Raw genomic sequence first — 23119 nt, 5'->3', positions numbered from 1 at the left:
GCAGGTGGCGTGGCGCCGACCCCGACCTCGTACGGAAATGGCCCGAAAGTTAAGCGAGCTTCGAAACCGGCGATTATAGCAACAAAATCAGGCACGTGGCAACGGGAAAGCGCTATGACGCCGTGTCGCCCCATTGCGTAAAGTCCGGCGCCCGGCCGGCGGCCATTGCGCGGCGTCGCGCCGAAGTCCGGGCAGAAGGGCGGCCGCGGCGGCCTGTCGAACGGGACGGCGCCGCGCGCGAGGCGAGGAAAAACGCGCCGATGCGCCTGTCGTATCGAACGTCTGCGCGGCAAATCGGTCCGAATCGCGTTCCGGCTCGTCGTCCGCACTTGCGGCACCCGTATAATAAGCGCCCCATGAATCTATTCCGAGCCCTGCTGACGGTCAGCGGCTTCACGCTGCTGTCGCGCGTGACCGGACTGGCCCGCGAAACGCTGATCGCACGCGCGTTCGGTGCCAGTCAATACACTGACGCGTTTTACGTCGCCTTCCGCATTCCGAACCTGCTGCGCCGCATCTCCGCCGAAGGCGCGTTCTCGCAGGCCTTCGTGCCGATCCTCGCCGAGTTCAAGAACCAGCAGGGCCACGACGCCACCAAGGCGCTGGTCGACGCCACGTCGACAGTGCTCGCCTGGGCGCTCGCGGTCCTCTCGCTGATCGGCGTGGTAGGCGCCACGGGCGTGGTGTTCGTCGTTGCCTCGGGTCTCGCGCATGAAGGTCATGCGTACGCACTCGCGGTCACCATGACGCGCATCATGTTCCCGTACATCATTTTCATTTCGCTGACGTCGCTGGCGTCGGGCGTGCTGAATACGTACAAGAACTTCTCGCTGCCCGCGTTCGCGCCGGTTCTGCTGAACGTCGCGTTCATCGTCGCCGCGGTGTTCGTTGCGCCACGCCTGCAAACGCCGGTCTATGCGCTCGCCTGGGCAGTGATCGCGGGCGGCGTGCTGCAGTTCCTGGTGCAACTGCCGGGTCTGAAGAAGATCGACATGATTCCGCGCATCGGCCTGAATCCCGTGAAGGCGCTTGCGCATCGCGGCGTGAAGCGTGTGCTGTCCAAGATGGTGCCCGCGATGTTCGCTGTCTCGGTCGCGCAGATCAGCCTGATCATCAACACGAATATCGCGTCGCGCATCGGCCCCGGGGCCGTGTCCTGGATCAACTACGCCGACCGGCTGATGGAGTTTCCCACCGCGCTGCTGGGCGTCGCGCTCGGCACGATCCTGCTGCCGAGCCTCTCCAAGGCGCACGTCGACGCCGACCCGCACGAGTATTCGTCGCTGCTCGACTGGGGCCTGCGTGTCACCTTCCTGCTCGCCGCGCCGAGCGCTGTCGCGCTGTTTTTCTTCGCGCAGCCGCTGACCGCCACGCTGTTCAACTATGGCAAGTTCGACGGCAACTCGGTGGTGATGGTCGCCCGCGCGCTGGCGGCTTACGGCGTCGGGCTGATCGGTCTGATTCTCATCAAGATCCTTGCGCCGGGTTTCTACGCCAAGCAGGACATCAAGACGCCAGTGAAGATCGGTGTCTTCGTGCTGATCCTCACGCAGCTGAGCAATTATGTGTTCGTGCCGATTTTCGCGCACGCGGGTTTGACGCTGAGCGTCGGACTCGGCGCTTGCGGCAATGCGCTGCTGCTGTTTCTCGGTCTGCGCAAGCGTGGCATCTATACGCCGTCGAGCGGCTGGCTCAGATTCTTCGTGCAGTTGTTCGGCGCCTGTCTGGTGCTGGCCGGCGCCATGCATTGGCTGGCGATCAGCTTCGACTGGATCGGCATGCACAGCCGGCCGGTCGATCGCATGGTGCTGCTCGCAGCGTGCCTCGTTCTGTTCGCCGCGCTATATTTCGGTATGCTTTGGCTGATGGGCTTCAAGTACGCGTATTTCAAAAGGCGAGCGAAGTGATCACGATGACGCGAGTTCTCGACTATTTCAGCACGCTGGTCGCCGAAGACGACAGTCTTCCGCTGACCGAGGCGGCGCTCTCGCTCGCGCAGGACGCTTACCCCGATCTCGATCTGCAAGGCGCGCTCGCCGAGATCGACGAGTTGGTGGTGCGCCTGCAGCGGCGCATGCCGGACGATGCCGACATCAAGCAGAAGGTCGGCATTCTGAACCGGTTCTTCTTCCGTGAACTCGGTTTCGCCAGCAATCTGAACGATTATTACGACCCCGACAACAGTCATCTGAATGTGGTGCTCAAGCGCCGCCGCGGCATTCCGATTTCGCTGGCGGTGCTGTATCTGGAGATGGCCGAGCAGATCGGTATTCCGGTGCGCGGCGTGTCATTTCCCGGCCACTTCCTGCTGCGCGTGACAACGCCCGACGGCGACGTGATGCTCGATCCGACCAGCGGACACTCGCTGTCCGAATCGGAGATGGTGGAGATGCTGGAACCGTATGTGGCGTCGGCGGGGGAATCGGTGAGCAGGGCGCTGCGCATGCTGCTGCAGCCGGCCACGCGCCGCGAGATCATCGCGCGCATGCTGCGCAATCTGAAGTCCACGTATCTTCAGACCGAACGCTGGCAGCGCCTGCTGGCGGTGCAGCAGCGTCTCGTGATCCTGCTGCCGGAGAGTATCGAAGAAGTGCGCGATCGCGGCTTCGCTTATGCGCGACTCGATTACCTGCGGCCGGCGCTCGAAGACCTGGAGCGCTATCTCGGCGACCGGCCGGATGCCGAAGACGCGACCGTGGTGGAGTCGCAACTGCATGAATTGCGTCAGCGTACCCAGCACAACGACCGCGACTAGCCGACCGGCAACGCCTGTCAGGAAGGTCAGAAAGAACGGCTCAAACAGAAAACGCCTGCACACGTGCAGGCGTTTTCTATTGGCGCGTCCGTATCACCCGGCAGGCTGCAGGGTGGTCACTTCGGCTGCATGCGGATCGCGCCGTCCAGACGGATCACTTCGCCGTTGAGCATGGGGTTGTCGAAGATCTGTTTGGCCAGCATTGCGTACTCCGCCGGTTTGCCGAGACGCGGCGGGAACGGCACCATCGCGCCGAGCGCGTCCTGCACTTCCTGGGGCATGCCGAGCAGCATGGGCGTTTCGAAAATGCCCGGCGCAATGGTCATCACGCGGATCGCGTTGCGCGACAGGTCGCGTGCGATGGGCAGCGTCATGCCGACCACACCGCTCTTGGACGCCGCATAAGCCGCCTGGCCGATCTGGCCGTCATACGCCGCCACGGACGCCGTGTTGATGATCACGCCGCGCTCGCCGTTCGCATTCGGCTCGTTCTTCGACATGGCTGCGGCAGCGAGCCGGATCATGTTGAAGGTGCCGATCAGGTTGATCGAAATGGTGCGCGTGAACGAGTCGAGCGGATGCGGGCCGTCCTTGCCGATCGTTTTGATGGCGGGCGCAACGCCCGCGCAATTGACGAGGCCGCGCAGCGTGCCGAGCTTCGTGGCGGCTTCGACGGCCTGAGTGGCGTCGTCTTCGCGGCTGACGTCGCATTTGACGAACACGCCGCCGAGTTCTTTCGCGAGCGCTTCGCCGGCGTCCACATTCAGGTCGGCGAGCACCACCTTGCCGCCGTTTTCGACGAGAAGGCGCGCGGTGGCCGCGCCGAGGCCTGATGCACCGCCGGTGATCAGGAATACATTGTCACGAATCTCCATGTCTTCTCCTTTGCTACGGTTCGCTAATGTCTGGATCGAATATTTTTTCGATGATCGATTGTAACGACTATGCTGCAACGCGGAAAGCGGCACAGCCGGCCGCCTGATTCACGTGCCGCGAAAGTAAATCGATACGGATGGCTAACTAATTGAAAGCGTAGTCGGTAAAAAGACACGCCGCATCCACGCGGCGCGATGCAATAAAAAACCCGCCGGCAAGGGCGGGTTTCACTGAGGCAAACACAGGGCGAAGCGAGCTTACTTCAACGCCTCAAACGCGCGTTCACGAATTTCATCGACGCTGCCGAGGCCCGAAATGCGGCGATACTGCGGCGCCTTCAACGGGGTCGACGAATCGCCGTTCTTCGCCCAGTTGGTGTAGTACTCGATCAACGGCTTGGTCTGCGCCTCATACACTTCCAGACGCTTCTTGACTGTTTCTTCCTTGTCGTCGTCGCGCTGGATCAGCGGTTCTCCGGTCACGTCGTCCAGGCCTTCAACCTTCGGCGGATTGAACTTGACGTGGTACGTACGGCCCGACGCGGCGTGCGAGCGGCGGCCGCTCATCCGCACGATGATCTCCTCGAACGGCACGTCGATCTCCAGCACGTAGTCGATCGCGACGCCGGCCTGCTTCATGGCCTCGGCCTGCGGAATGGTGCGCGGAAAACCGTCGAACAGATAGCCGTTCGCGCAGTCCGGCTGCTGCAGACGTTCTTTCACCAGATTGATGATCAGTTCGTCCGTGACCAGTTCACCAGCGTCCATGAAGCGCTTGGCTTCAAGGCCGAGCGGCGTGCCGGCTTTAACGGCTGCGCGCAGCATGTCACCGGTGGAAATTTGCGGAATGCCGAACTTTTCCTTGATGAAGGTGGCCTGAGTGCCCTTACCTGCGCCGGGCGCACCCAAAAGAATCAAACGCATGTGATATCTCCAGATCTATGTGAATTCTTTGGTGGCGCAGCAGCCGTCCCACGATGCGTCGAAGGCTCCGCGTCGGCTGCCGGTACGAGTCTCGCGCTGCACGTCACCAGACGGCGCTGCAGGACCGCAACGGCGCGACCGGGGCAAACCCTGACTTTCGTTTGTCTCGGGAGGCGCGCACAACCGTCCGATTATGCCACGGGTTTTTCCGCTCAAGACCCGAATAAAGCCTGCACGCGCGCGAGATCGGCGGGCGTGTCGACGCCGGGCAGCGGCACGTCGTGGGTGACGAGTACCGCGATCCGTTCGCCGTGCCACATTGCGCGCAGTTGTTCGAGCGCTTCGACCTGTTCGATCGGCGAGATCGCGAGACTTGGGTAAGTGCGCAGGAATTGCGCGCGATACGCGTACAGGCCGATATGCCGATGGACCACCGCGGGTGCGGGAGGCGTGGGCATTGCTGCGACATTGGGCCAGTGCGGTTGATAAGCGTCGCGTGCCCACGGTATCGGCGCGCGCGAGAAGTACAGCGCCACGCCGCGCGCGTCGAGCACGACCTTGACGACGTTCGGATTGAAAATCTCGGCGGGGTCGGTGATCGGATGGGCGGCGGTGGCGATCGCGCAACCGCCGCTCGCCGCGAGGTGCGATGCGACGCCGCACACGAGCGCCGGATCGATCAGCGGCTCGTCGCCCTGCACGTTGACCACGATCGTGTCGTCGCTCCAGCCGAATTGCGCCGCGACTTCCGCGAGACGGTCCGTGCCGGACGGATGGTCCGCGCGCGTCAACACGGCTTCGAAGCCGTGAGCGCGGGCGGCGTCGAGTACCGCTTGCGCGTCCGAGGCGACCAGCACCTGCTGCGCGCCCGATTCGCGCGCGCGTTCGGCGACCCGCACCACCATCGGCTTGCCGCCGATGTCGGCGAGCGGCTTGTTGGGCAGACGCGTCGACGCGAGGCGAGCCGGCACGACGGCGATGAACGGGGGAGTGGTGGTGTTGGCGTGGGTCATCGGCAAGACAGGCGCAAAGACGGGCGGAAAGGCGGGCGGCGATGAAACCGGAGGAAGGCGGCCGCGCATACGACAGCCGTGATAGCGGCGGACCGGAAAGACGGCGCGGGCGGATCGCAACGCGCGGGACACCGCGCAGGACGGCCGCCCGTGCGAGCGAGCCGGACCTAAGCAACGGAGCCCGGATTCAGATCGACCGGCGTGCCTTCCACGGTTTGCCGCGCCTCGTCGACGAGCATGACGGGAATGCCGTCGCGGATCGGATAGGCAAGCTTGTCCGCGTTGCAGATCAGTTCCTGCGCGGCGCGGTCGTAGCTGAGCGGGCCCTTGCAGATCGGGCAGACGAGAATTTCAAGCAGGCGAGCGTCCACGGACTTTCTCCACAACTAATGCAATGAGGCGATGATCGAGCGCGGCTTCAACCGGGACTACCCAGATGCGCGCGTCGTGCCAGGACCCTAATTTTACCGCATCCTTTTCTGTTATCAGGATGGTGTCGGCGTCCACGTCGGTAAACGGATTGCGCTCGAACGCGTAATGATCCGGCAGCGCGCGGGTGGCCGGCGTCAGGCCGGCGGCGCGCAGCGTGGCGAAAAAGCGCTCGGGCGCGCCGATGCCGGCAGCGGCCAGCACGCGATCGCCGCTGAACTGCGCGAGCGGACGGCGCAACGCGGGATTGTCCAGATGCCACGCGTCGCCGGGCGCGAGTTGCAGCGCGAAGGTGTTCGGCCACGCGGGCAGCGTGCGCGCGTAAGGATCGTTGATGAGCGTGGCGTCGCGGCGGCGCGACAGCGGCTCGCGCAGCGGTCCGGCGGGCAGCAGAAAACCGTTGCCGCCGAGCCGGTGATCGAACACGACCAGTTCGACGTCGCGCTGGAGCCGGTAGTGCTGCAAGCCGTCGTCGCTGACGATCACGTCGACCTCGCGATGCGCGGCGCACAGCGCCTGCGCGGCGGCCACGCGATCCGGGCAGACCCAGACCGGCGCGCCGGTGCGTCGTGAGATCAGCAGCGGCTCGTCGCCGCCCACACTCGCCGCCGACGCGGGCGTGATCTGCGTCGGCGTCGTCACGCGCGCGCCGTAGCCGCGCGACACCACGCCGGGATTGAAGCCCGCGACACGTAACGCTTCGACCAGCGCGATCACGGTCGGCGTTTTGCCCGTGCCGCCGACGGTCACATTGCCGACCACCACCACCGGCACGCCGACGCGCACCGACTTCAACCAGCCGAACGAAAAGGCGGCGCGCCGCGCGGCGGCGATCGCGCCGAACACGCACGCGAACGGTGTCAGCGCCCATGCAAGCGGGCCGCGCTGTTGCCATTCTCGCGCAAGGCGCGCTTCGAGACGGTTGCTGATTTCGCTCATGGGCAGATTGCTCGGGCAAGCGGCGCGCCGCCCGCCGGAAAGCGCCGGGACGGCGGCATGAAGGCGCTAGGCGCAATACGCGGGGCAAGCATCAACGCGGTTCTCCGGACTGTCGAAAATGAGGCGAAAGATGAAACAGGTGCCGCACCGGGCGCGCGTGCGCAGGTGCCGCGATGCCAGGCGCTACGCACCATCCGGCATGCCGTCGAGCCCGCCACTCTAGCGCGCGTGCGTCCCGCCCGGCAAGTCGCGAACCGCGTGTCGCGCGCCGGAACGGCACTAGCGGCGTTGCCCACGGCCTGTGGATAACTTTGTGGAGAACCTGCCATCGGACGGGCGGAGAAGGCCGGTCCGCGCGCCCGGTATCGGCAATCATTCTCTTTAGTGAGATATAAACTCCATATAAATCAAAGACATGCTTCGGATTCATGCGGCCGCGCGGGCCATCTGGCGGGTTTCGTCCGGCTGGCCCCGCCATGTGGACACTTTTAACAATTCGCGCGTCGTGCTGGACGCCAATGGCCGCTCGGTCTATCGTCTGTCCGGCCAGCCACACATATTCCTCGCATGAATCCCGAAAGCCCATTTTTCTCGTCGGCCGCGCCCGGCGGCGAAGTCGTCGTTCCCGTTTCGGCGCTCAATCGCGCAATCGGCACGATGCTCGAACGCTCGTTTCCGCTCGTCTGGGTTGCCGGCGAAGTATCGAACTTCACGCGCGCCGCGAGCGGCCACTGGTATTTCTCGATCAAGGACGCGCAGGCGCAGATGCGCTGCGTGATGTTCCGCGGGCGGGCGCAATACGCCGAATTCACGCCGCGCGAAGGCGATCGCATTGAAGTGCGCGCACTGGTGACGATGTACGAGCCGCGTGGCGAGCTGCAACTGAATGTGGAAGCGGTGCGGCGCACCGGTCAGGGGCGTCTCTATGAAGCGTTCCTGCGGCTGAAAGCGCAGCTCGAAGCCGAGGGTCTCTTTGCCGCCGAACGAAAACGGCCGCTGCCGTCGCATCCGCGAGCGATCGGCATTGTGACGTCGTTGCAGGCCGCGGCATTGCGCGATGTCCTGACCACGCTGTCGCGCCGCGCGCCGCACATTCCGGTGATCGTCTATCCGGCGCCGGTGCAGGGCGCGGGCGTGAGCGGGAAGCTCGCCGCGATGGTCGATGCCGCCAACGCAAGGCGCGAAGTCGACGTGCTGATCGTCTGCCGCGGCGGCGGCTCGATCGAAGACCTGTGGGCGTTCAACGAAGAAGTGCTGGCGCGCGCGATTGCGGAAAGCGCCATTCCGGTGGTGAGCGGCGTGGGTCACGAAACCGATTTCACGATCGCCGATTTTGCCGCCGACGTGCGCGCGCCGACGCCGACCGGCGCGGCCGAACTGGTGAGTCCGCAGCGCGTGCTGCTGTTGCGCGAGCTCGACCACCGCCACGCGACACTCGCACGCGGTTTCGGCCGCATGATGGAGCGGCGTGCGCAGCAACTCGACTGGCTCGCGCGCAGGCTGGTGTCGCCAGCCGAGCGTCTCGCGCGGCAACGCACTCATTTGCAGCAACTGAGTGTGCGGCTCGCGTCGGGGGGCACGCGCCCGGTGCGTGATGCAAGAGCGCGGTTTTCGCTGCTACAGATGCGCTGGCAACGCTGGCGCCCTGATCTCGCCGGGCACCGGGCGAAGCTCGGCAATCTCGCAGGGCGTCTGGACACGGCTTTGTTACGGCAGCATGAACGTCAGACCGCGCGCATCGACACGCTTGCCGCGCGTCTCGAAGTGCTGAGCCCGCAGCGCACGCTGGAGCGTGGCTATGCGGCGGTGCTCGATGCGCAGAGCGGGCGCGCGGTGCGTGCACCGTCGTCGTTGAAGCCGGGGCGGCGCCTCACGGTGCATCTCGCGGAAGGTGCCGCGGACATCGCGCTCGCGGATGTGCAGCCGCGTCTGACCGACGGATTCTGACACTTCGCCGACGGCGTGGGCGCCAGTACTTTTGACGTTTGCAGCGCCTTGGCACACGGTGTGCGAATGCATTAATTACGCTATGCGCGCAGCCTGTTCGCCAATGCCGGACATAAAGTCCGTTGGTTTGCGGGGTTATTCCAAGTCGCCTACAATCGAGTGCTCTATAGCGTTATCCGCAGACTCCCCCCACAACAGATACTGAGAAGGAAAGCACCATGGAACATACGCTCCCACCGCTGCCGTTCGCGAAAAACGCACTCGTTCCGCACATGTCGGAAGAGACGCTCGAGTTTCACTACGGCAAGCATCACCAGACCTATGTGACCAACCTGAACAATCTGATCAAGGGCACGGAGTTCGAGAATCTGTCGCTCGAGGAAATCGTCAAGAAGGCATCGGGCGGCGTATTCAACAACGCGGCTCAAGTGTGGAATCACACGTTCTTCTGGAACAGCCTGTCGCCGCAAGGTGGTGGTGCTCCGAGCGGCGCGCTCGCCGACGCGATCAACGCCAGGTGGGGTTCGTTCGACAAGTTCAAGGAAGAATTCGCCAAGACCGCAGTCGGCACGTTCGGCTCGGGTTGGGCATGGCTGGTGAAGAAGCCCGACGGTTCGCTCGACCTCGTGTCGACGAGCAACGCCGCCACGCCGCTGACCACCGACGCGAAAGCGCTGCTGACCATCGACGTCTGGGAACACGCTTACTACATCGATTACCGCAATGCGCGTCCGAAGTTCGTCGAAGCGTACTGGAACATCGTCAACTGGGAATTCGCGTCGAAGAATTTCGCGTGAGTTTGCGGTTGCGCAAAGGCGAACGCGGTCTCCCGCAATAAACTTTTGCAAGCCGTAGCCTGTATGAAAGCCCTCCGCGCGAGGGCTTTTTTGTGCCCGCCTTTCGCATCGTGCAACAGTCGGGCGAGCGTTTTGCCAGGGGGGTAGTATGTGTCTGCCTGGCAGGCCCGGCGCGCTGCGTGCAGACGCCTCCCGCATTCTTCATGGACCAATCGGAGTTCCTCATGAAAGGCAGTCAATTGACGTTGTTTGCAGCCAATCAGAGTCACCGCAAGAGTCACATGACCGTCGTCGAATGGATTCTGGAGAAGACGAAGGAAGCCGGCATCGAGGGCGCCACGGTGATCGAGGTAAGCGAAAGCATCGATGCGCATGGCAAGTACCACGCGGCGCGTTTTTTTGAACTGGTCGACCAGCCCGTCGTCGTCACGGTGGCGGCGGAAGATGAACGCATCGACGCGCTGCTCGATACGCTCCGGCACGGCGGCGTTAAGCTCTTCTATACGCGCTGTCCTGTCGAATACGAAGTGCTTGGCGCAGGCGCGGAAGAGGGCGGCGAGTAGCGTGGGCTGCGCCGGTGTCAGGATGCTACGCGCGGCCGTCTTTCCCGCGGGGCATGGGCTAGAATGAATCAGGCGATGGGGTGCGGCCCGGCGTCGGGCGGCGGAGATATACGATGAACGGCTATCAACTGACGTTCTATACAGAGCAGAACAGGAAGCACGGCCATCAAACCGTGTGCGAATGGCTGCTGCATGAAGTCCGCCGGCTCGGGATCAGCGGCGCGACCGTGATCAATTGCGCGGAAGGCGTCGGCCACGCTGGTGCGCGTCACGCGGCCCGCATGCTCAAACTCGACGATCAGCCGGTGCAGATCATTCTTGCCGTGACGGAAACGGAGGCGGAGCAGCTTCTCGATCTGGTGCGCGCCGAAAACGTGCACGTTTTCTACATGCGTTTTCCAGTCGAGTTCGGTGTCATCGGTGAAGACGTACCGCATAAACCATCGAAGCATTTCTCGCTGTTCGGCCGGTCGACTGGCGACGAGGGCTTTGCATGAGCGTGCGCGTCGAAAAACCATCGGATACCTAAGCGAATTGCCTGAGCCAATTCCCTTGCTTAAATCCATGCAGCTGGCTATCTGCAATCTCTCGCGAAGGGCGTACGTGATTGCCGAACTTTACCCACTCTTCGCCTCGCTCACAACGGTGCTTTCCTGGCATCGAGCAAGCGGTTTTCCAACGACCAAGTTATAGTCACGACCTATCAATAGCATTGCAAGAACCGCTTTCTGTTGCGAGAAACTCTCACCTATATTTCGAATCTCGGCAGGTCTGAAAAGGTGAGCCATTCTCGTCCAATTCCCGCCATGAATATCCCGCGTCGCAGCACGATTATGCGCGATCGGGTGATCGACAGCGGCACACCAGAAAGCGTGCGCGTGAGGTTTTCAGGCAGACCCCCGGCGCCGGATTGTCGCCGCGTCCGGAAGTCTGACGCCACAGTGGAACATCCAGGTGTACGTCTCCCCAAGGAGGTATCGCATGTCAAGCGAAGCAAAGTGCCCGTTCAACCATGCCGCCGGCGGCGGCACCACGAACCGCGACTGGTGGCCGAAGCAGTTGCGGCTGGATCTGCTCAGCCAGCACTCCGGCAAGTCCAACCCGCTGGATGGCGGCTTCAATTACGCTGAAGCGTTCAGGAGCCTCGATCTGGCGGCAGTGAAGAAAGACCTGGCCGCTCTGATGACCGACTCACAAGACTGGTGGCCCGCGGACTTCGGCCACTATGGCCCGCTGTTCATCCGCATGGCCTGGCACAGCGCCGGCACTTATCGCATCGGCGACGGCCGCGGCGGCGCGGGGCGCGGTCAGCAACGGTTCGCGCCGCTCAACAGCTGGCCGGACAACGTCAGCCTAGACAAGGCTCGGCGCCTGCTCTGGCCGATCAAGCAAAAGTACGGCCAGAAGATTTCCTGGGCCGACCTGCTGATTCTCACGGGCAACGTCGCGCTCGAGACGATGGGCTTCAAGACCTTCGGTTTCGCGGGCGGTCGCGAGGACACATGGGAGCCGGATCTGGACGTCTATTGGGGCAACGAGAAGACCTGGCTGGGCGGCGACGTCCGTTACGGCAAGGGCGCGGCCGGCGATAACGACGACGGCGGCGTGATCGTCGCCGACGAAGAAAAACACGGCGAAGAGGTGAGCCGCGACAACAGCGGGCGAAACCTGGAAAATCCGCTGGGCGCCGTGCAGATGGGCCTCATCTATGTCAACCCGGAAGGCCCCGACGGCAATCCGGACCCGCTCGCCGCGGCGCACGACATTCGCGAAACCTTCGCTCGCATGGCCATGAACGACGAAGAGACCGTCGCGCTGATCGCCGGTGGCCATACCTTCGGCAAGACGCACGGCGCGGGTCCTGCGGACAACGTCGGCCCTGAACCCGAGGCGGCCGATCTCGAGAACCAGGGGCTGGGCTGGAAGAACAGCTTCGGCACCGGCAAGGGCGCCGACACGATCACGAGCGGTCTGGAAGTCACCTGGACCACCACGCCGACGAAGTGGGGCAACGGCTTCTTCGAAAACCTGTTCAAGTACGAATGGGAGCTGACCAAAAGTCCTGCCGGCGCGCATCAGTGGGTCGCCAGGGACGCCGGCGAAACGATCCCGCACGCTCACGACCCCTCGAAGAAGCTGCGGCCGACCATGCTCACCACCGACCTCTCGCTGCGCTTCGATCCCGTCTACGAGAAGATTTCGCGGCGTTTTCTGGAGAACCCGGACCAGCTCGCCGATGCCTTCGCCCGCGCCTGGTTCAAGCTGACCCACCGCGACATGGGGCCGCGCGCCCGCTATCTCGGTCCGGAAGTCCCCGCCGAAGAACTGAACTGGCAGGACCCGATTCCGGCGCTCGACCATCCGCTGGTGAACGAGCAGGACATCGCCTCGCTCAAGCAGAAGATTCTGGCGTCGGGGCTGTCGGTCTCGCAGCTGGTGTCCACGGCGTGGGCTTCGGCATCCACTTTCCGCGGCTCGGACAAGCGCGGCGGCGCCAACGGTGCGCGCATTCGCCTCGCGCCGCAGAAAGACTGGCCGGTCAATCAGCCTGAGCAACTGGCGAAGGTGCTGAAGGTTCTCGAAGGCATTCAGAGCGAGTTCAACGGCGTGCAGTCCGGTGGCAAGAAGATTTCGCTGGCCGACCTGATCGTGCTGGGTGGCGCCGCCGCTATCGAGCAGGCGGCAAAGAGCGCTGGCCAGCAGGTGAGCGTGCCGTTCTCGCCGGGCCGCATGGATGCCTCGCAGGAGCAGACCGACGTGCAATCCGTCGCGGCGCTCGAACCGCTTGCCGATGGCTTCCGGAACTACCTCAAGGGCAAGTATCGCGCTCCGGCGGAGGCCTTGCTGATCGACAAGGCGCAATTGCTGACGCTGACGGCTCCTGAGATGACAGTGCTGCTCGGCGGCTTGCGCGCGTTGAACGTTCACGCAGGGCAGGATTCGCACGGCGTATTCACGCACCGGCCGCAGACGCTGTCCAATGACTTCTTCCGCAACCTGCTCGACATGGGCACGGAATGGAAGCCGCTGTCGCCGGCCCGGGACGTGTTCGAGGGGCGTGATCGCAAGACCGGCGAACTGAAATGGACGGGCACGCGTGTCGACCTGGTGTTTGGTTCGCATGCTCAGCTCAGGGCCTTATGCGAAGTCTATGCAAGCGAGGACGCGCAGGAGAAATTCGTCCGCGACTTCGTTGCGGCCTGGGCGAAAGTGATGGATCTCGACCGGTTCGAGATTGCGTGACAGGTCGGAGAGCCCCGTCGGAGCATGACCCTGGCGGGGTCTCATAAAGTCCGGCCGGCGGGGCGAAATGCTTATCCGCCCTTTGTCACCGACGAATCTTTGTCACAGTTAGTAACCGCCTGCAGGTTCACAACGCGCTTTCCGCCTGTGGGCGGCGGGTCTGGATATATAAGAAAAAATACGGTAACTGTCTCGTAAACAAGGCGGACGCAAATTGGCCTAACGTATGTTTCTCCCATGAAGAAACGTGCGCCCCCATGATCTCAAGTCTCAAATCGATACGCGTCGCGCTGCCTGCAGGCGCGGTCGCACTGGCGCTCCTTGGCGGCTGTGCGGTCGTGCCGCCGAGCGGTCCTTCCATTGTCGCGCTGCCGCGCAGCGGCGAGCCGCTTAATCAGTTCCAGCAGGACGACTACTCGTGCCGCGACTACGCTTACCGTTCGTCGGACGCGGCCGGCGCCGCGCAGAGTTCGACTACGAACAGCGTCAATAGCGCTGCCGTCGGCACGCTGGGTGGTGCAGCTGTCGGTGCGCTCATCGGCGCGGCGGCGGGCAACGCCGGCGCGGGTGCGGCAATTGGCGCGGGCAGCGGCTTGCTGCTCGGCGGCGCGGCCGGCGCAAACGGCGCGCAGTATTCGGCCAACAGCATGCAGGCGCGATACGACGCGGCGTACGCGCAATGCATGACGTCGAAGGGCAATACGATCTCGCAGCCGCAGATGCCGGTGTATGCGCCGCAGCCGGTATATGTTGCGCCGCCGCCCCGTTACTACGGGCCGCCGCCGGTAATCTATGCCCCTTATCCGTACTACTGACCGAGTTCGATCGAGCGCCCGCTGAAGCAAGGCCGCGTCGCCCTCATGTATTGCCCGGTATGGCGGGGGGAGGCGAAACGATGGCGGCAAACGCCTTTGCAAACAGCGTACGGTTAATCATCCGTAAGGGCGACCAGCGCATCCAGCGATCGGAAGACGCACATGGCGAACTCCTCTCTTGCGGCACGCGACGTGATTCACGACGCGCACCGTTCGTTGTGCGGAGTTGACCGTCGCATCGCTCATAAGACGAGGCGAAAATGCGAATCTCGCAAGCTGGCGTTGAGACGTCCGGGCTGGGTGTATGGTCCCGCCGGGGTATGGTGGCGGTATTGATCGCCGTCGCCTCCTGTTTCGTGTCGTGCGGCGGCGGTGGTGGTGCGCCCGCCGCGGCGTCAGGAGCGGCAGGCGGGAGCGGCACCGCGGGCGGCTCGGGTTCAGGCACGGGCAGTGGCGCCGGAACCGGTTCGGGAATGGGCAGCGCCGGCACGGGATCGACCGGGACAGCGGGTACCGCCTACGCCACCGACGTCCTCATGCATCACAACGATATCGGCCGCACCGGTCAGATGCTCGCCGAGACCACCCTCACGCCGGCCAACGTCAATTCGACCCGCTTCGGCAAAGTCGCGTTTCTTGCCGCGGACGGCAAGGTCGACGGCGAGCCGCTTTTCGTCACCAGTCTGCCGATCGGCGGTACGCCGCACGACGTGGTGTACGTGGTGACCGAACACGATAGCGTCTACGCTTACGACGCGACGTCGTTCGCGCAATTGTGGAAGGTCTCGCTGATCGGCAGCGGTGAAACGCCCAGCGACGACCACGGTTGCCAGGACATCACCCCGGAGATCGGCATTACGTCGACGCCGGTGATCGACCGCAATCGCGGCGCGAACGGCGTGCTGTATGCCGTGGCCATGACGAAAGACGGGAGTGGCGGCTACCATCACCGGCTGCATGCGCTCGATCTCACGACCGGCGCCGAAGTACTGGGCGGTCCCACGGAAATTGCGGCAACGTACGCGGGCAACGGCGCGGGCAGCGTGAACGGTGTGATTACCTTCAACCCTTCGCTGCATACGGAGCGCGCGGCGCTCACGCTGGTTGGCGGCAACATCTACATGGGCTGGACCGCGCACTGCATGTCGGGCGCGTACACGGGCTGGCTGATGGCCTATAGCGCCGACACGCTGAAACAGACCAGCGTGCTCAACATCACGCCGAACGGCAGTCAGGGCTCGATCTGGATGGCCGGTTCGGGCATGGCGTCGGACGGCACCTCGCTCTACGTGGTGGACGGCAACGGCACGTTCGGCACCACGCTGAATGCACAGGGCTTTCCTGTCGACGGCGACTTCGGCAACTCGATGATGAAGCTCTCCGTGGGCAACCTGCAGGTCACCGATTACTTCGCGATGTCCAACGTCGTCGAGGAAGCGGGCACGGACAACGATTTCGGCTCGGGAGGCGCGATGGTGCTGCCGGACCAGACAACCGCAAGCGGCGTCGTCAAGCATCTCGCGGTGGCGGCCGGCAAGGACAACCATATCTATGTCGTCGATCGTGATTCGATGGGCAAATTCAGCCCGACCGCCAACAACATCTGGCAGGAGTTGATCGGCACGCTGGCGGGCGGCATCTGGGGATCGCCGGCTTACTACAACGGCGTGGTTTACTACGGCGGCCTGAACGACAACCTGAAGGCGTTGCCGGTTTCGGGGGCATTGCTCGCGACCACCGCTGCGTCGAGGAGCCCGACCACCTTCGCTTATCCAGGTGCGACGCCGGCCGTGTCGGCGAACGGCGCGAGCAACGGCATTGTCTGGGCGGCGGAAAACGGTACGACCGGCGCTTTGCACGCGTACAACGCAGGCAATCTCGCGGTTGAGTTGTACAACAGCAACCAGGCCGGCACGCGCGATCAATGGGGCGCGGGCAATAAATTCATCACGCCGATGATCGCGCGCGGCAAGGTGTATGTCGGCGCTACCAATGGTGTGGCGGTGTTCGGGCTGTTGTGAGTGGAAGAGGTTTTTGTATTGCGTTTGGCGGGATGCGGTTGTTGCCGAGCGTGTTCGTGTAGGCGGCGGGACGTAGTGTTAGTGGTTAGCTTGCGATGGTTCAGATCGCGTGTGATAAGAAGCCCCAGTGCCGGTTTTCCGGACACAGGGGCTTTCTGTTTCACGCTGGGTTCACGCACGTCGTAGCGCATTGCTCAGTGCGGGAAGCGTACCGCTCGGTGGGAGCGGGCCCTTTCTTTTGCCGCCGGGCGCACATTAAACGCCGGGCCGCGATGCTGGGCCAGCGCCGCCAGGCAGACGACGCCGGGCGCCGCACCGACGTGCGACGCTTACTGCATGTCGCTCGTCGCAGCCGTCTTGCGCGGACGACGACTGCGCGGCGCAGCTTTGCGTGCGGCCTTTTCTGCCGGCGCGGACGCTTCTTCCGCTGTGGCAGAAGGGGCTGCTGTTTCAGCAGGCGCCGCGATCTCCGGAATATCGTCGATGCTTCGCGGCTCGGCTTTCTTTGCTTTTTTCGCAGCCGTCTTGCGAGGTGCGCGTTCTCGTTCTTTACGGCGCGCGGGTTGTTTGCTGCCCGTATGCGGTTCGTTGGCTTCGCTGTCAACGCCGCCTGACCCTTCAGCCGTCAGAGTTTCCGGCGACGCCGCCGGCGCTTGCGGCAGTTCAAAAATGAACTCGCTGTTTCTCGGCGTTTGCGCGTGCAGGTTATCCGTTTGGGCCTGAGCGCTGCCACCGTGCTCGGCGGCATGACGTTCTTCGTGAACGGTTTCCTGCTGGCCGCGGCCTGCCTTGCGATTGCCTCGCCCTCGGCGGCGCGACTCGTGCTTGCCGCCCGACTCGGCGCTCACCGTTTCGGCGACCTGCGCCTCATACAACTGTTCCGCCGACTCGGCAGCCTCAGCGGCCTCGCTCGCGTTCTCGCCAGCCGCATTCGCAGCCGAACTCCGATAGACATATGCGCCGGACTTCTCGTCGCGGCCGAATTCGAGCAGTCCGCGGGCATGGGCCTCTTCCAGCAGATTGCCGAACGCGCGAAAACCATAGTACGTCTCGTTGAAATCCGGTTTGCGGCGCTTGATCGCGTTCTTCAGTACCGACGCCCAGATCTTGCCGCTGTCGCCGCGTTCCGACGCAAGCGCGTCGAACGTTTGCACCGCGATCTCGACGGCCTTGGTGCGGCGTTTTTCGAGGTCTTCCCTGTTGCGGGTCTTCTCTTCGTCGGGTGCGCGTTTGGCCGCCGGTTGGGCGGCCTGGGGCGGACGCGACGACTCGCGTTTGGCAACCGTGCGCTGACTTTCCCGCACGAGGTCATCGTAAAAGAAGAATTCGTCGCAATTCGCGACCAGCAGATCCGACGTGGATTGCTGCACGCCGACGCCGATCACCTGCTTGGCGTTCTCGCGCAGCTTCGACACCAGCGGCGAAAAGTCAGAGTCGCCGCTGATGATGACGAACGTATTGACGTGCGATTTCGTGTAGCAAAGGTCGAGCGCGTCGACCACGAGCCGGATGTCGGCGGAATTCTTGCCCGACTGGCGCACGTGCGGAATTTCGATCAATTCGAAATTGGCTTCGTGCATCGCGCCTTTGAAACTCTTGTAGCGGTCCCAGTCGCAGTACGCTTTCTTCACGACAATGCTGCCCTTGAGCAGCAGCCGTTCGAGCACCAGCTTGATATCGAACTTGTCGTATTTCGCGTCGCGCACGCCGAGCGCGACGTTTTCGAAATCGCAGAACAGCGCCATGCTGACGGTTTCGTTGGATGACGCCATGTATATCTCCATTGAAGCGATCGTCAAATGCGACGAATCGCGACCATGATAGCGATTCCAGCGGAGGTGATCAGTTTTTGTGTTCAGCACGCGCGCCAATGCGGGCGGGCTGAACCCGAAATGACTCGGGCTCTTTGCGATGTTTTTCACGGGTTTTCAAGGCGGTTCACGCCGTGACGTGCGTTGCGACGAAACAATTCGACACGCTAGCCCAGCGGTGCGCGATGGATCGGCCAGGTGTCACCGCGCTACCTGTCGTGGAGATGCGGCGACGCACCTAACGCTGCGCGCGTTTCCAGCACCTCGTCGACGAGACCATACGTTTTGGCCGCATGTGCCGACATAAAGTTGTCGCGGTCGGTGTCGCGGGCAATTTCCTCGATGCTGCGGCCGGTGCGCTCGGCCATCATGGCATTCAGGCGCTCTCGCAGATAGAGCACTTCCTTCGCCTGGATCTCGACGTCTGCCGCCGTGCCCTGGCTGCCGCCCGACGGCTGGTGAATCATGATGCGCGCGTTCGGCAGCGCATACCGCTTGCCGCGCTGGCCGGCGGTCAGCAGGAAGGTGCCCATGCTGGCGGCAAAGCCGGTACACAACGTGGAGACCTCCGGTTTGATGAACTGCATGGTGTCGTAGATCGCGAGACCGTCGTATACGGAACCGCCCGGCGAATTGATGTAAAAAGAAATATCCTTGTCGGGATTCTCGGATTCCAGAAACAGCAACTGCGCGACAATCACGCTGGCCGACTGCTCGTTCACGGGCCCAACGAGAAACACGATGCGCTCGCGCAGCAGACGCGAATAGATGTCATAGGCGCGCTCGCCGCGACCCGACTGTTCGATCACGGTGGGCACGAGGCCAAGGCCGGTGATGGTTGGGTAGCTGCTATGCATGTTGACCTCGCGTATGCCGCCTGGGTGACGGTGGGTTGTGCGGAGCACCCGCGCATTCAATGCGCCGGTTGTTACCCTTATGACGGCGCGGCACAGCACGACGTGACAGGAATATTTTTGCGTGATGCTGTCACATCGTTCGCTGCCCAGCCGTCAAGTCGAAAGGAATGACGTTGTCGGCGCGCGCCCGGACAGGATCGCAGGCAAGGCGCCGCGCACTTTTCACCAAGCACGATCTGGAGGTCTACTTATGACGGAACAGGCAATCGAGAAGGCATCCAGCTTCGAGGCAGTGCGCGCCCGCCTGCTCGCGCTGGCGTACCGGATGCTCGGCAGCCGCGCCGAAGCAGAAGACGTGGTGCAGGACGTCGGCCTGAAATGGCACCTCGCGGACACGCAGGAGGTGCAGACACCGGCCGCCTGGCTTACTACGATCACCACGCGCGCGGCGATCGACCGGCTGCGTCACGTGCAGCGCGAACGCGCATCGCAAGCCACCGGCTGGTTGCCGGAACCGTGGCTCGACGAGGTCGCGCCATCGGCTGAGGAACTGGCCTTGCGCGCGGCGGAGATGTCCTACGGCGTGATGCTGCTGCTCGAGCGGCTGAAACCCGACGAACGGGCGGCATTCGTGCTGCACGAAGCCTTCGACTGTGATTACGCCGAGGTCGCGGCGATTCTCGAGCGCACGCCGGCCGCCTGCCGGCAGATCGTCCATCGGGCCAAAGCGCGTCTGCAACGGGCGGGCGCGCCGGTAGAGCGGCCCGACCCGGCCGCGCATGCGCGGATCGTGGAACGGTTGCGCACGGCGCTGGAGGCGCAGGATCGAGCCGGCTTGCTGCGGCTCTTCAGTGACGCGCCGGAAGTCGTCAGCGACGCGCCTTTGTGCACGCCGGTGAGCACGCCGGTGAGCACGCCGGTGAGCACGCCGGAACCGGCAATGGCCGGGTGGATGGATACCGTAACGTCGCTGGTCGAGCATGCCAGCAACGCCGAGACGGTATCGGTCGCGGGCACGTTGTGTGTCGCCTTGCTCTTCGAGGGCGAGGTAATCGGCGTCCTCGACATATCCACGAACAGCTTCGCGGATGGCTCCGCAAAGATCGTCGCCATGCGCGTGGTGACCAGTTCGGCGCGCTTGCGGGCCACCAACCGCATGCTGGGCCGCGCCGCAGTCAGGCAACTGCTTGCGCGGATCCAGCAGAGTGCCGTGACATCAATTCCGGTGGGCCGCGACTTCCCAGTTGATGTCCACGCATAGCACCTGTGTGCCCGTCGGCGTGTGCGCGGCGATCGAGGCGGTCACGCACAGGTGCGCTTCGTTGATCGACAGGTAGGGCGGGGTGAGGTGCACCTGGCCGGGCACGCGCATCGCCTGGATAAAGTACGGCCGGCGCTCCCAACTCGCGCCTTCCGAATGCAGCAGCGGGCGGAAACGCTTGGCGCGTTGCGAGGCGCGCCCCGGCGGCAGTACGTTGTCGCCGATCTGCCGGCCCGAACCGTCCAGCACGAAGCAGCGTGCCGTTTCGCCGAGCGTGAGGAGCGACGCGGTGGCTTGCGCGACCGACTCGCCGGCCACCAGTTGCGCGGCTGCCGTCTCGAGCGCGGTGACGTACGGCGCGAGCCGTGCAGACTGTGCACGCTCACGCGCGGCGACCCGCTCACGTAGCGCTGCGGAGAGCGAGTCCATCAAACCGGCTGCCGCTTGCGGCTTGACCGGTTCGACGCTCGGGCCCGCGAAAAACGCGCCTTGCACGAAGTCCACGTTGCATTCGAGGGCGATCAGCGCGTCGCGTTCGGTGGTCAGGCCGCCCATCAGCACCAGTTGGCCGGATTCGTGCAGCAGCGAGACGAGGCCGGGCAGCACGCGTTCAATATGCGAGTGTTCGCTGGCTTGCGCGAGAATGCAGCGGTCGAGCGTGACGATGTCCGGCCGCAGATTCCACACGCGGTCAATGTTCGAATGCTTCGCGCCAAAGCCGTCGAGCGCGATCAGGAAGCCGGATTTGCGCAGCGCATCGATGATTTCGGCGAAGCGCGTAGTTTCGCCGCCTGCCTGTTCGGAAACTTCCAGCACCACGCGCTGCGGAGGCAGGCCGAGCGCCTTGAGGCCGGCCAGCAGCGCGTCGCCGTAGCTGGTGTCCATCAGCGCGGCCGGGTGCAGGCTGAGGAAGAGCCATTCGTCGTGGCTGTCGAACGCGTTGAAGTTGCCCAGATGCAGCGATTCAGCGAGCCGCCCGAGTTCGAGCAGGTCGCCGCGCCGCGCGGCTTGCGTGAAAACTTCGTGCGAGGGCACCTGCAAGCCGTGTTCGTCGCGGGCGCGCAGCGAAGCGTGATAACCAATCGCGCGCCGGTGCGACACGGAGAAAACCGGCTGGAACACGCTGAAAACAGTGTAGCCGCCGTACAGAACGGTGCGCCGGGAGCCCTCGTCGCCGGCCATTGGGCGCGGCGGCTGGAAGCCGGGAGGATCGAGTTCGATCATGCTCATCATGTCAGTCGTGTGGAGGTGGCGGCGCGCCTGCATGCTCGACACGAGTCCGCATGCGCAAAATGTGAGTTTACAGGATAGCCGAGCAAGAACTATGCACGTGTGGAAACACCGCACGCACGCCCGGCTGTCACAGTCAGATCACACTCAGATAAGACGATTGTGCGCCAGCGCGGGCGCGAGCGCGACCATTCGCACTTCGCTGGTGCGGCCCGCGCCCCGTTGCGGGTCGGCTGCGGGCCGGCGAACATCAGGTGCGTTCGGAGGGATCGGTCTTTTTCGCGGGTGTGCGGATGTCCGGCGACAGTTGCGCAAAGATCCACGAAGAGCCTGCCGTAATGATGCCGACACACAGGAAAGTCGCGTGAAATGCGGGCAGCGAATTGGCGGCCGTCACACGCGGCAGCAGGCCGGTGAAGGTGGCGAGCAGGGCGCCGGCTACCGTCACGCCGAGACTCATCGACAGCATCTGGACCAGCGAAAACAGGCTGTTGCCGCTGCTCGCTCCACCGGTGCCCAGGTCCTTGAGTGTCAACGTGTTCATTGCCGTGAACTGAATCGAGTTGGCGCCGCCGAAAAGTGCCAGTTGCACGAGCCGCAGCCACAGCGGCTGATTCGCGGCGGTGAGCGCGAAGCTTGCCATCGTCAGGCCGACCAGCACCGTGTTGATGATCAGCACGCGCCGGTAGCTGTACTTGATGATCAGCGTCGTCACGAGACGTTTGGACGCCATGCCCGCGGCCGCCACCGGCAGCATCATCAGGCCGGCTTCGAAGGCGCTATAGCCGAGACTCACCTGCAATAGCAGAGGAATCAGATAAGGCATTGCGCCACTGCCGATCCGTGCGAACAGATTGCCGAGCAGGCCCACGCTGAAGGTGTGGATCTTGAAGAGGTCTAGCGAGAAAATCGGCGAGGGCTCGCGCACGGCGTGCAAGCCGTAGGCAACAAAGCAGGCAAGGCTCAGGATCAGCAGCACCAGCACCGTGGCGTGCTGAATGCCGAATTCGGTGCGGCCGTCGAGTGCGAACGAAATTGCCACCATGCCCAGGATCAGCAGCAGGTAGCCTTTCATATCGAACTTGCCGACGTGCTCGTTGCGGCTATCCGGCATGAAGATGAACGTGGCAATGCACCCGACTATGCCCACCGGCACGTTGATCAGAAAGATCCAGTGCCACGAGGCGATCTTCACGAGCCAGCCGCCGAGCGTGGGGCCGATCAGCGGTCCGATCAGACCGGGGATCGCCACGAACGAGAGCGCCGGCAAATAGCGTTCTGCCGGAAAGGTGCGCAGTACCGCGAGCCGTCCAACCGGCAACAGCATCGCGCCGCCCACGCCTTGCATGATGCGGAAAGCCACGAGCTGATTCAGGGTGTGCGCGTTCGCGCACAGCAACGAGGCGACTGCGAACACCAGGATCGCGCTGAAGAACACGCGGCGTGTGCCGAGCTTGTCGGCGAGCCAGCCGGATACCGGGATCATCACGGCCATCGTCAGCGAATAGGCGATCACCACCGATTGCATGCGCAGCGGCAATTCGCCGAGGCTCGTCGCCATCGCGGGGAGCGCGGTGTTGACGATGGTCGAGTCGAGCGTCTGCATGAAGAAGCCGGTAGCGACGACCCACAGCATTAC

At 63.8% G+C, this 23119-nt stretch carries 19 protein-coding genes; 10 read left to right on the top strand and 9 right to left on the bottom strand.

Features of this window, described 5'->3' with window-relative positions; genetic code table 11:
* Positions 1 to 356 precede the first annotated feature (356 nt).
* Together murJ and BXE_RS18090 are read left to right on the top strand one after the other, a co-directional pair.
* Positions 357 to 1907, top strand: a complete 1551-nt coding sequence (murJ, locus tag BXE_RS18095; protein ID WP_011489673.1) for a murein biosynthesis integral membrane protein MurJ — start codon at positions 357 to 359, stop codon at positions 1905 to 1907.
* 5 nt (positions 1908 to 1912) lie between these two features.
* Positions 1913 to 2755 carry a SirB1 family protein gene (locus tag BXE_RS18090; RefSeq protein WP_011489672.1) on the top strand — a complete coding sequence of 281 codons (843 nt, stop codon included), beginning with the start codon at positions 1913 to 1915 and terminating at the stop codon, positions 2753 to 2755.
* A gap of 116 nt (positions 2756 to 2871) precedes the next feature.
* Here BXE_RS18090 and BXE_RS18085 read toward each other — a convergent pair whose 3' ends face one another.
* The 5 genes from BXE_RS18085 to lpxK form a co-directional block, all read right to left on the bottom strand.
* On the bottom strand, positions 2872 to 3630 hold the full coding sequence (locus BXE_RS18085; RefSeq protein WP_011489671.1) for a 3-hydroxyacyl-CoA dehydrogenase: 759 nt from the start codon (positions 3628 to 3630) through the stop codon (positions 2872 to 2874).
* 258 nt (positions 3631 to 3888) lie between these two features.
* Positions 3889 to 4554, bottom strand: coding sequence for an adenylate kinase (gene adk / locus BXE_RS18080; protein ID WP_011489670.1), 666 nt, complete (start codon positions 4552 to 4554; stop codon positions 3889 to 3891).
* Between the two features lie 212 nt (positions 4555 to 4766).
* Positions 4767 to 5567, bottom strand: a complete 801-nt coding sequence (gene kdsB / locus BXE_RS18075; protein ID WP_011489669.1) for a 3-deoxy-manno-octulosonate cytidylyltransferase — start codon at positions 5565 to 5567, stop codon at positions 4767 to 4769.
* A gap of 167 nt (positions 5568 to 5734) precedes the next feature.
* Complete coding sequence (locus BXE_RS18070; protein ID WP_007180583.1) at positions 5735 to 5938, bottom strand: Trm112 family protein; 204 nt, start codon at positions 5936 to 5938, stop codon at positions 5735 to 5737.
* Entirely contained in the window at positions 5919 to 6935 is a 1017-nt protein-coding gene (gene lpxK, locus BXE_RS18065; protein WP_011489668.1) for a tetraacyldisaccharide 4'-kinase, read from the bottom strand. Before lpxK ends, BXE_RS18070 begins: the two co-directional genes overlap by 20 nt.
* Before the next feature lie 567 nt (positions 6936 to 7502).
* Here lpxK and xseA point away from each other — a divergent pair.
* The 7 genes from xseA to BXE_RS18030 all read left to right on the top strand — a co-directional run bounded on the left by xseA (position 7503) and on the right by BXE_RS18030 (position 16321).
* The gene (xseA, locus tag BXE_RS18060) at positions 7503 to 8882 is read left to right on the top strand and encodes an exodeoxyribonuclease VII large subunit (RefSeq protein WP_011489666.1); all 1380 of its coding nucleotides are present in this window, start codon (positions 7503 to 7505) and stop codon (positions 8880 to 8882) included.
* 218 nt (positions 8883 to 9100) lie between these two features.
* Entirely contained in the window at positions 9101 to 9679 is a 579-nt protein-coding gene (sodB, locus tag BXE_RS18055) for a superoxide dismutase [Fe] (protein WP_011489665.1), read from the top strand.
* Positions 9680 to 9903: 224 nt separating this feature from the next.
* A complete protein-coding gene (locus tag BXE_RS18050; protein WP_011489664.1) occupies positions 9904 to 10242 on the top strand; it encodes a DUF190 domain-containing protein in 339 nt (112 codons plus the stop codon).
* 113 nt (positions 10243 to 10355) lie between these two features.
* On the top strand, positions 10356 to 10739 hold the full coding sequence (locus BXE_RS18045) for a DUF190 domain-containing protein (RefSeq protein WP_011489663.1): 384 nt from the start codon (positions 10356 to 10358) through the stop codon (positions 10737 to 10739).
* 484 nt (positions 10740 to 11223) lie between these two features.
* Entirely contained in the window at positions 11224 to 13485 is a 2262-nt protein-coding gene (gene katG / locus BXE_RS18040; RefSeq protein ID WP_011489662.1) for a catalase/peroxidase HPI, read from the top strand.
* A gap of 257 nt (positions 13486 to 13742) precedes the next feature.
* Entirely contained in the window at positions 13743 to 14300 is a 558-nt protein-coding gene (locus BXE_RS18035; protein ID WP_011489661.1) for a glycine zipper family protein, read from the top strand.
* A 260-nt stretch (positions 14301 to 14560) separates the two neighbouring features.
* Positions 14561 to 16321: a hypothetical protein gene (locus BXE_RS18030; protein WP_011489660.1), complete on the top strand. Its 1761-nt coding sequence runs from the start codon at positions 14561 to 14563 to the stop codon at positions 16319 to 16321.
* A 329-nt stretch (positions 16322 to 16650) separates the two neighbouring features.
* Here the strand turns inward: BXE_RS18030 and BXE_RS18025 are convergent, their stop codons facing one another.
* Positions 16651 to 18093 (bottom strand): NYN domain-containing protein, encoded by a 1443-nt coding sequence (locus tag BXE_RS18025; RefSeq protein WP_011489659.1) that lies wholly within the window; start codon positions 18091 to 18093, stop codon positions 16651 to 16653.
* Between the two features lie 248 nt (positions 18094 to 18341).
* Entirely contained in the window at positions 18342 to 18989 is a 648-nt protein-coding gene (gene clpP, locus BXE_RS18020; protein WP_011489658.1) for an ATP-dependent Clp endopeptidase proteolytic subunit ClpP, read from the bottom strand.
* A gap of 250 nt (positions 18990 to 19239) precedes the next feature.
* On the opposite strand from clpP, the gene BXE_RS18015 reads away from it, so the two are divergent.
* Positions 19240 to 20250, top strand: coding sequence for a sigma-70 family RNA polymerase sigma factor (locus BXE_RS18015; RefSeq protein ID WP_011489657.1), 1011 nt, complete (start codon positions 19240 to 19242; stop codon positions 20248 to 20250).
* Here BXE_RS18015 and BXE_RS18010 read toward each other — a convergent pair.
* Both BXE_RS18010 and mdtD read right to left on the bottom strand, forming a co-directional pair.
* Entirely contained in the window at positions 20206 to 21480 is a 1275-nt protein-coding gene (locus BXE_RS18010; protein ID WP_038458541.1) for an EAL domain-containing protein, read from the bottom strand. The genes BXE_RS18015 and BXE_RS18010 overlap by 45 nt on opposite strands.
* 250 nt (positions 21481 to 21730) lie before the next feature.
* Positions 21731 to 23116: a multidrug transporter subunit MdtD gene (mdtD, locus tag BXE_RS18005; protein ID WP_233518856.1), complete on the bottom strand. Its 1386-nt coding sequence runs from the start codon at positions 23114 to 23116 to the stop codon at positions 21731 to 21733.
* Between the last annotated feature and the right edge of the window lie 3 nt (positions 23117 to 23119).

The organism is Paraburkholderia xenovorans LB400, assembly GCF_000013645.1.
Taxonomy (GTDB): Bacteria; Pseudomonadota; Gammaproteobacteria; order Burkholderiales; family Burkholderiaceae; genus Paraburkholderia; species Paraburkholderia xenovorans.
The sequence above is the reverse complement of the archived record's forward strand: the minus strand, read 5'-3'. Positions and strand labels throughout refer to the sequence as shown.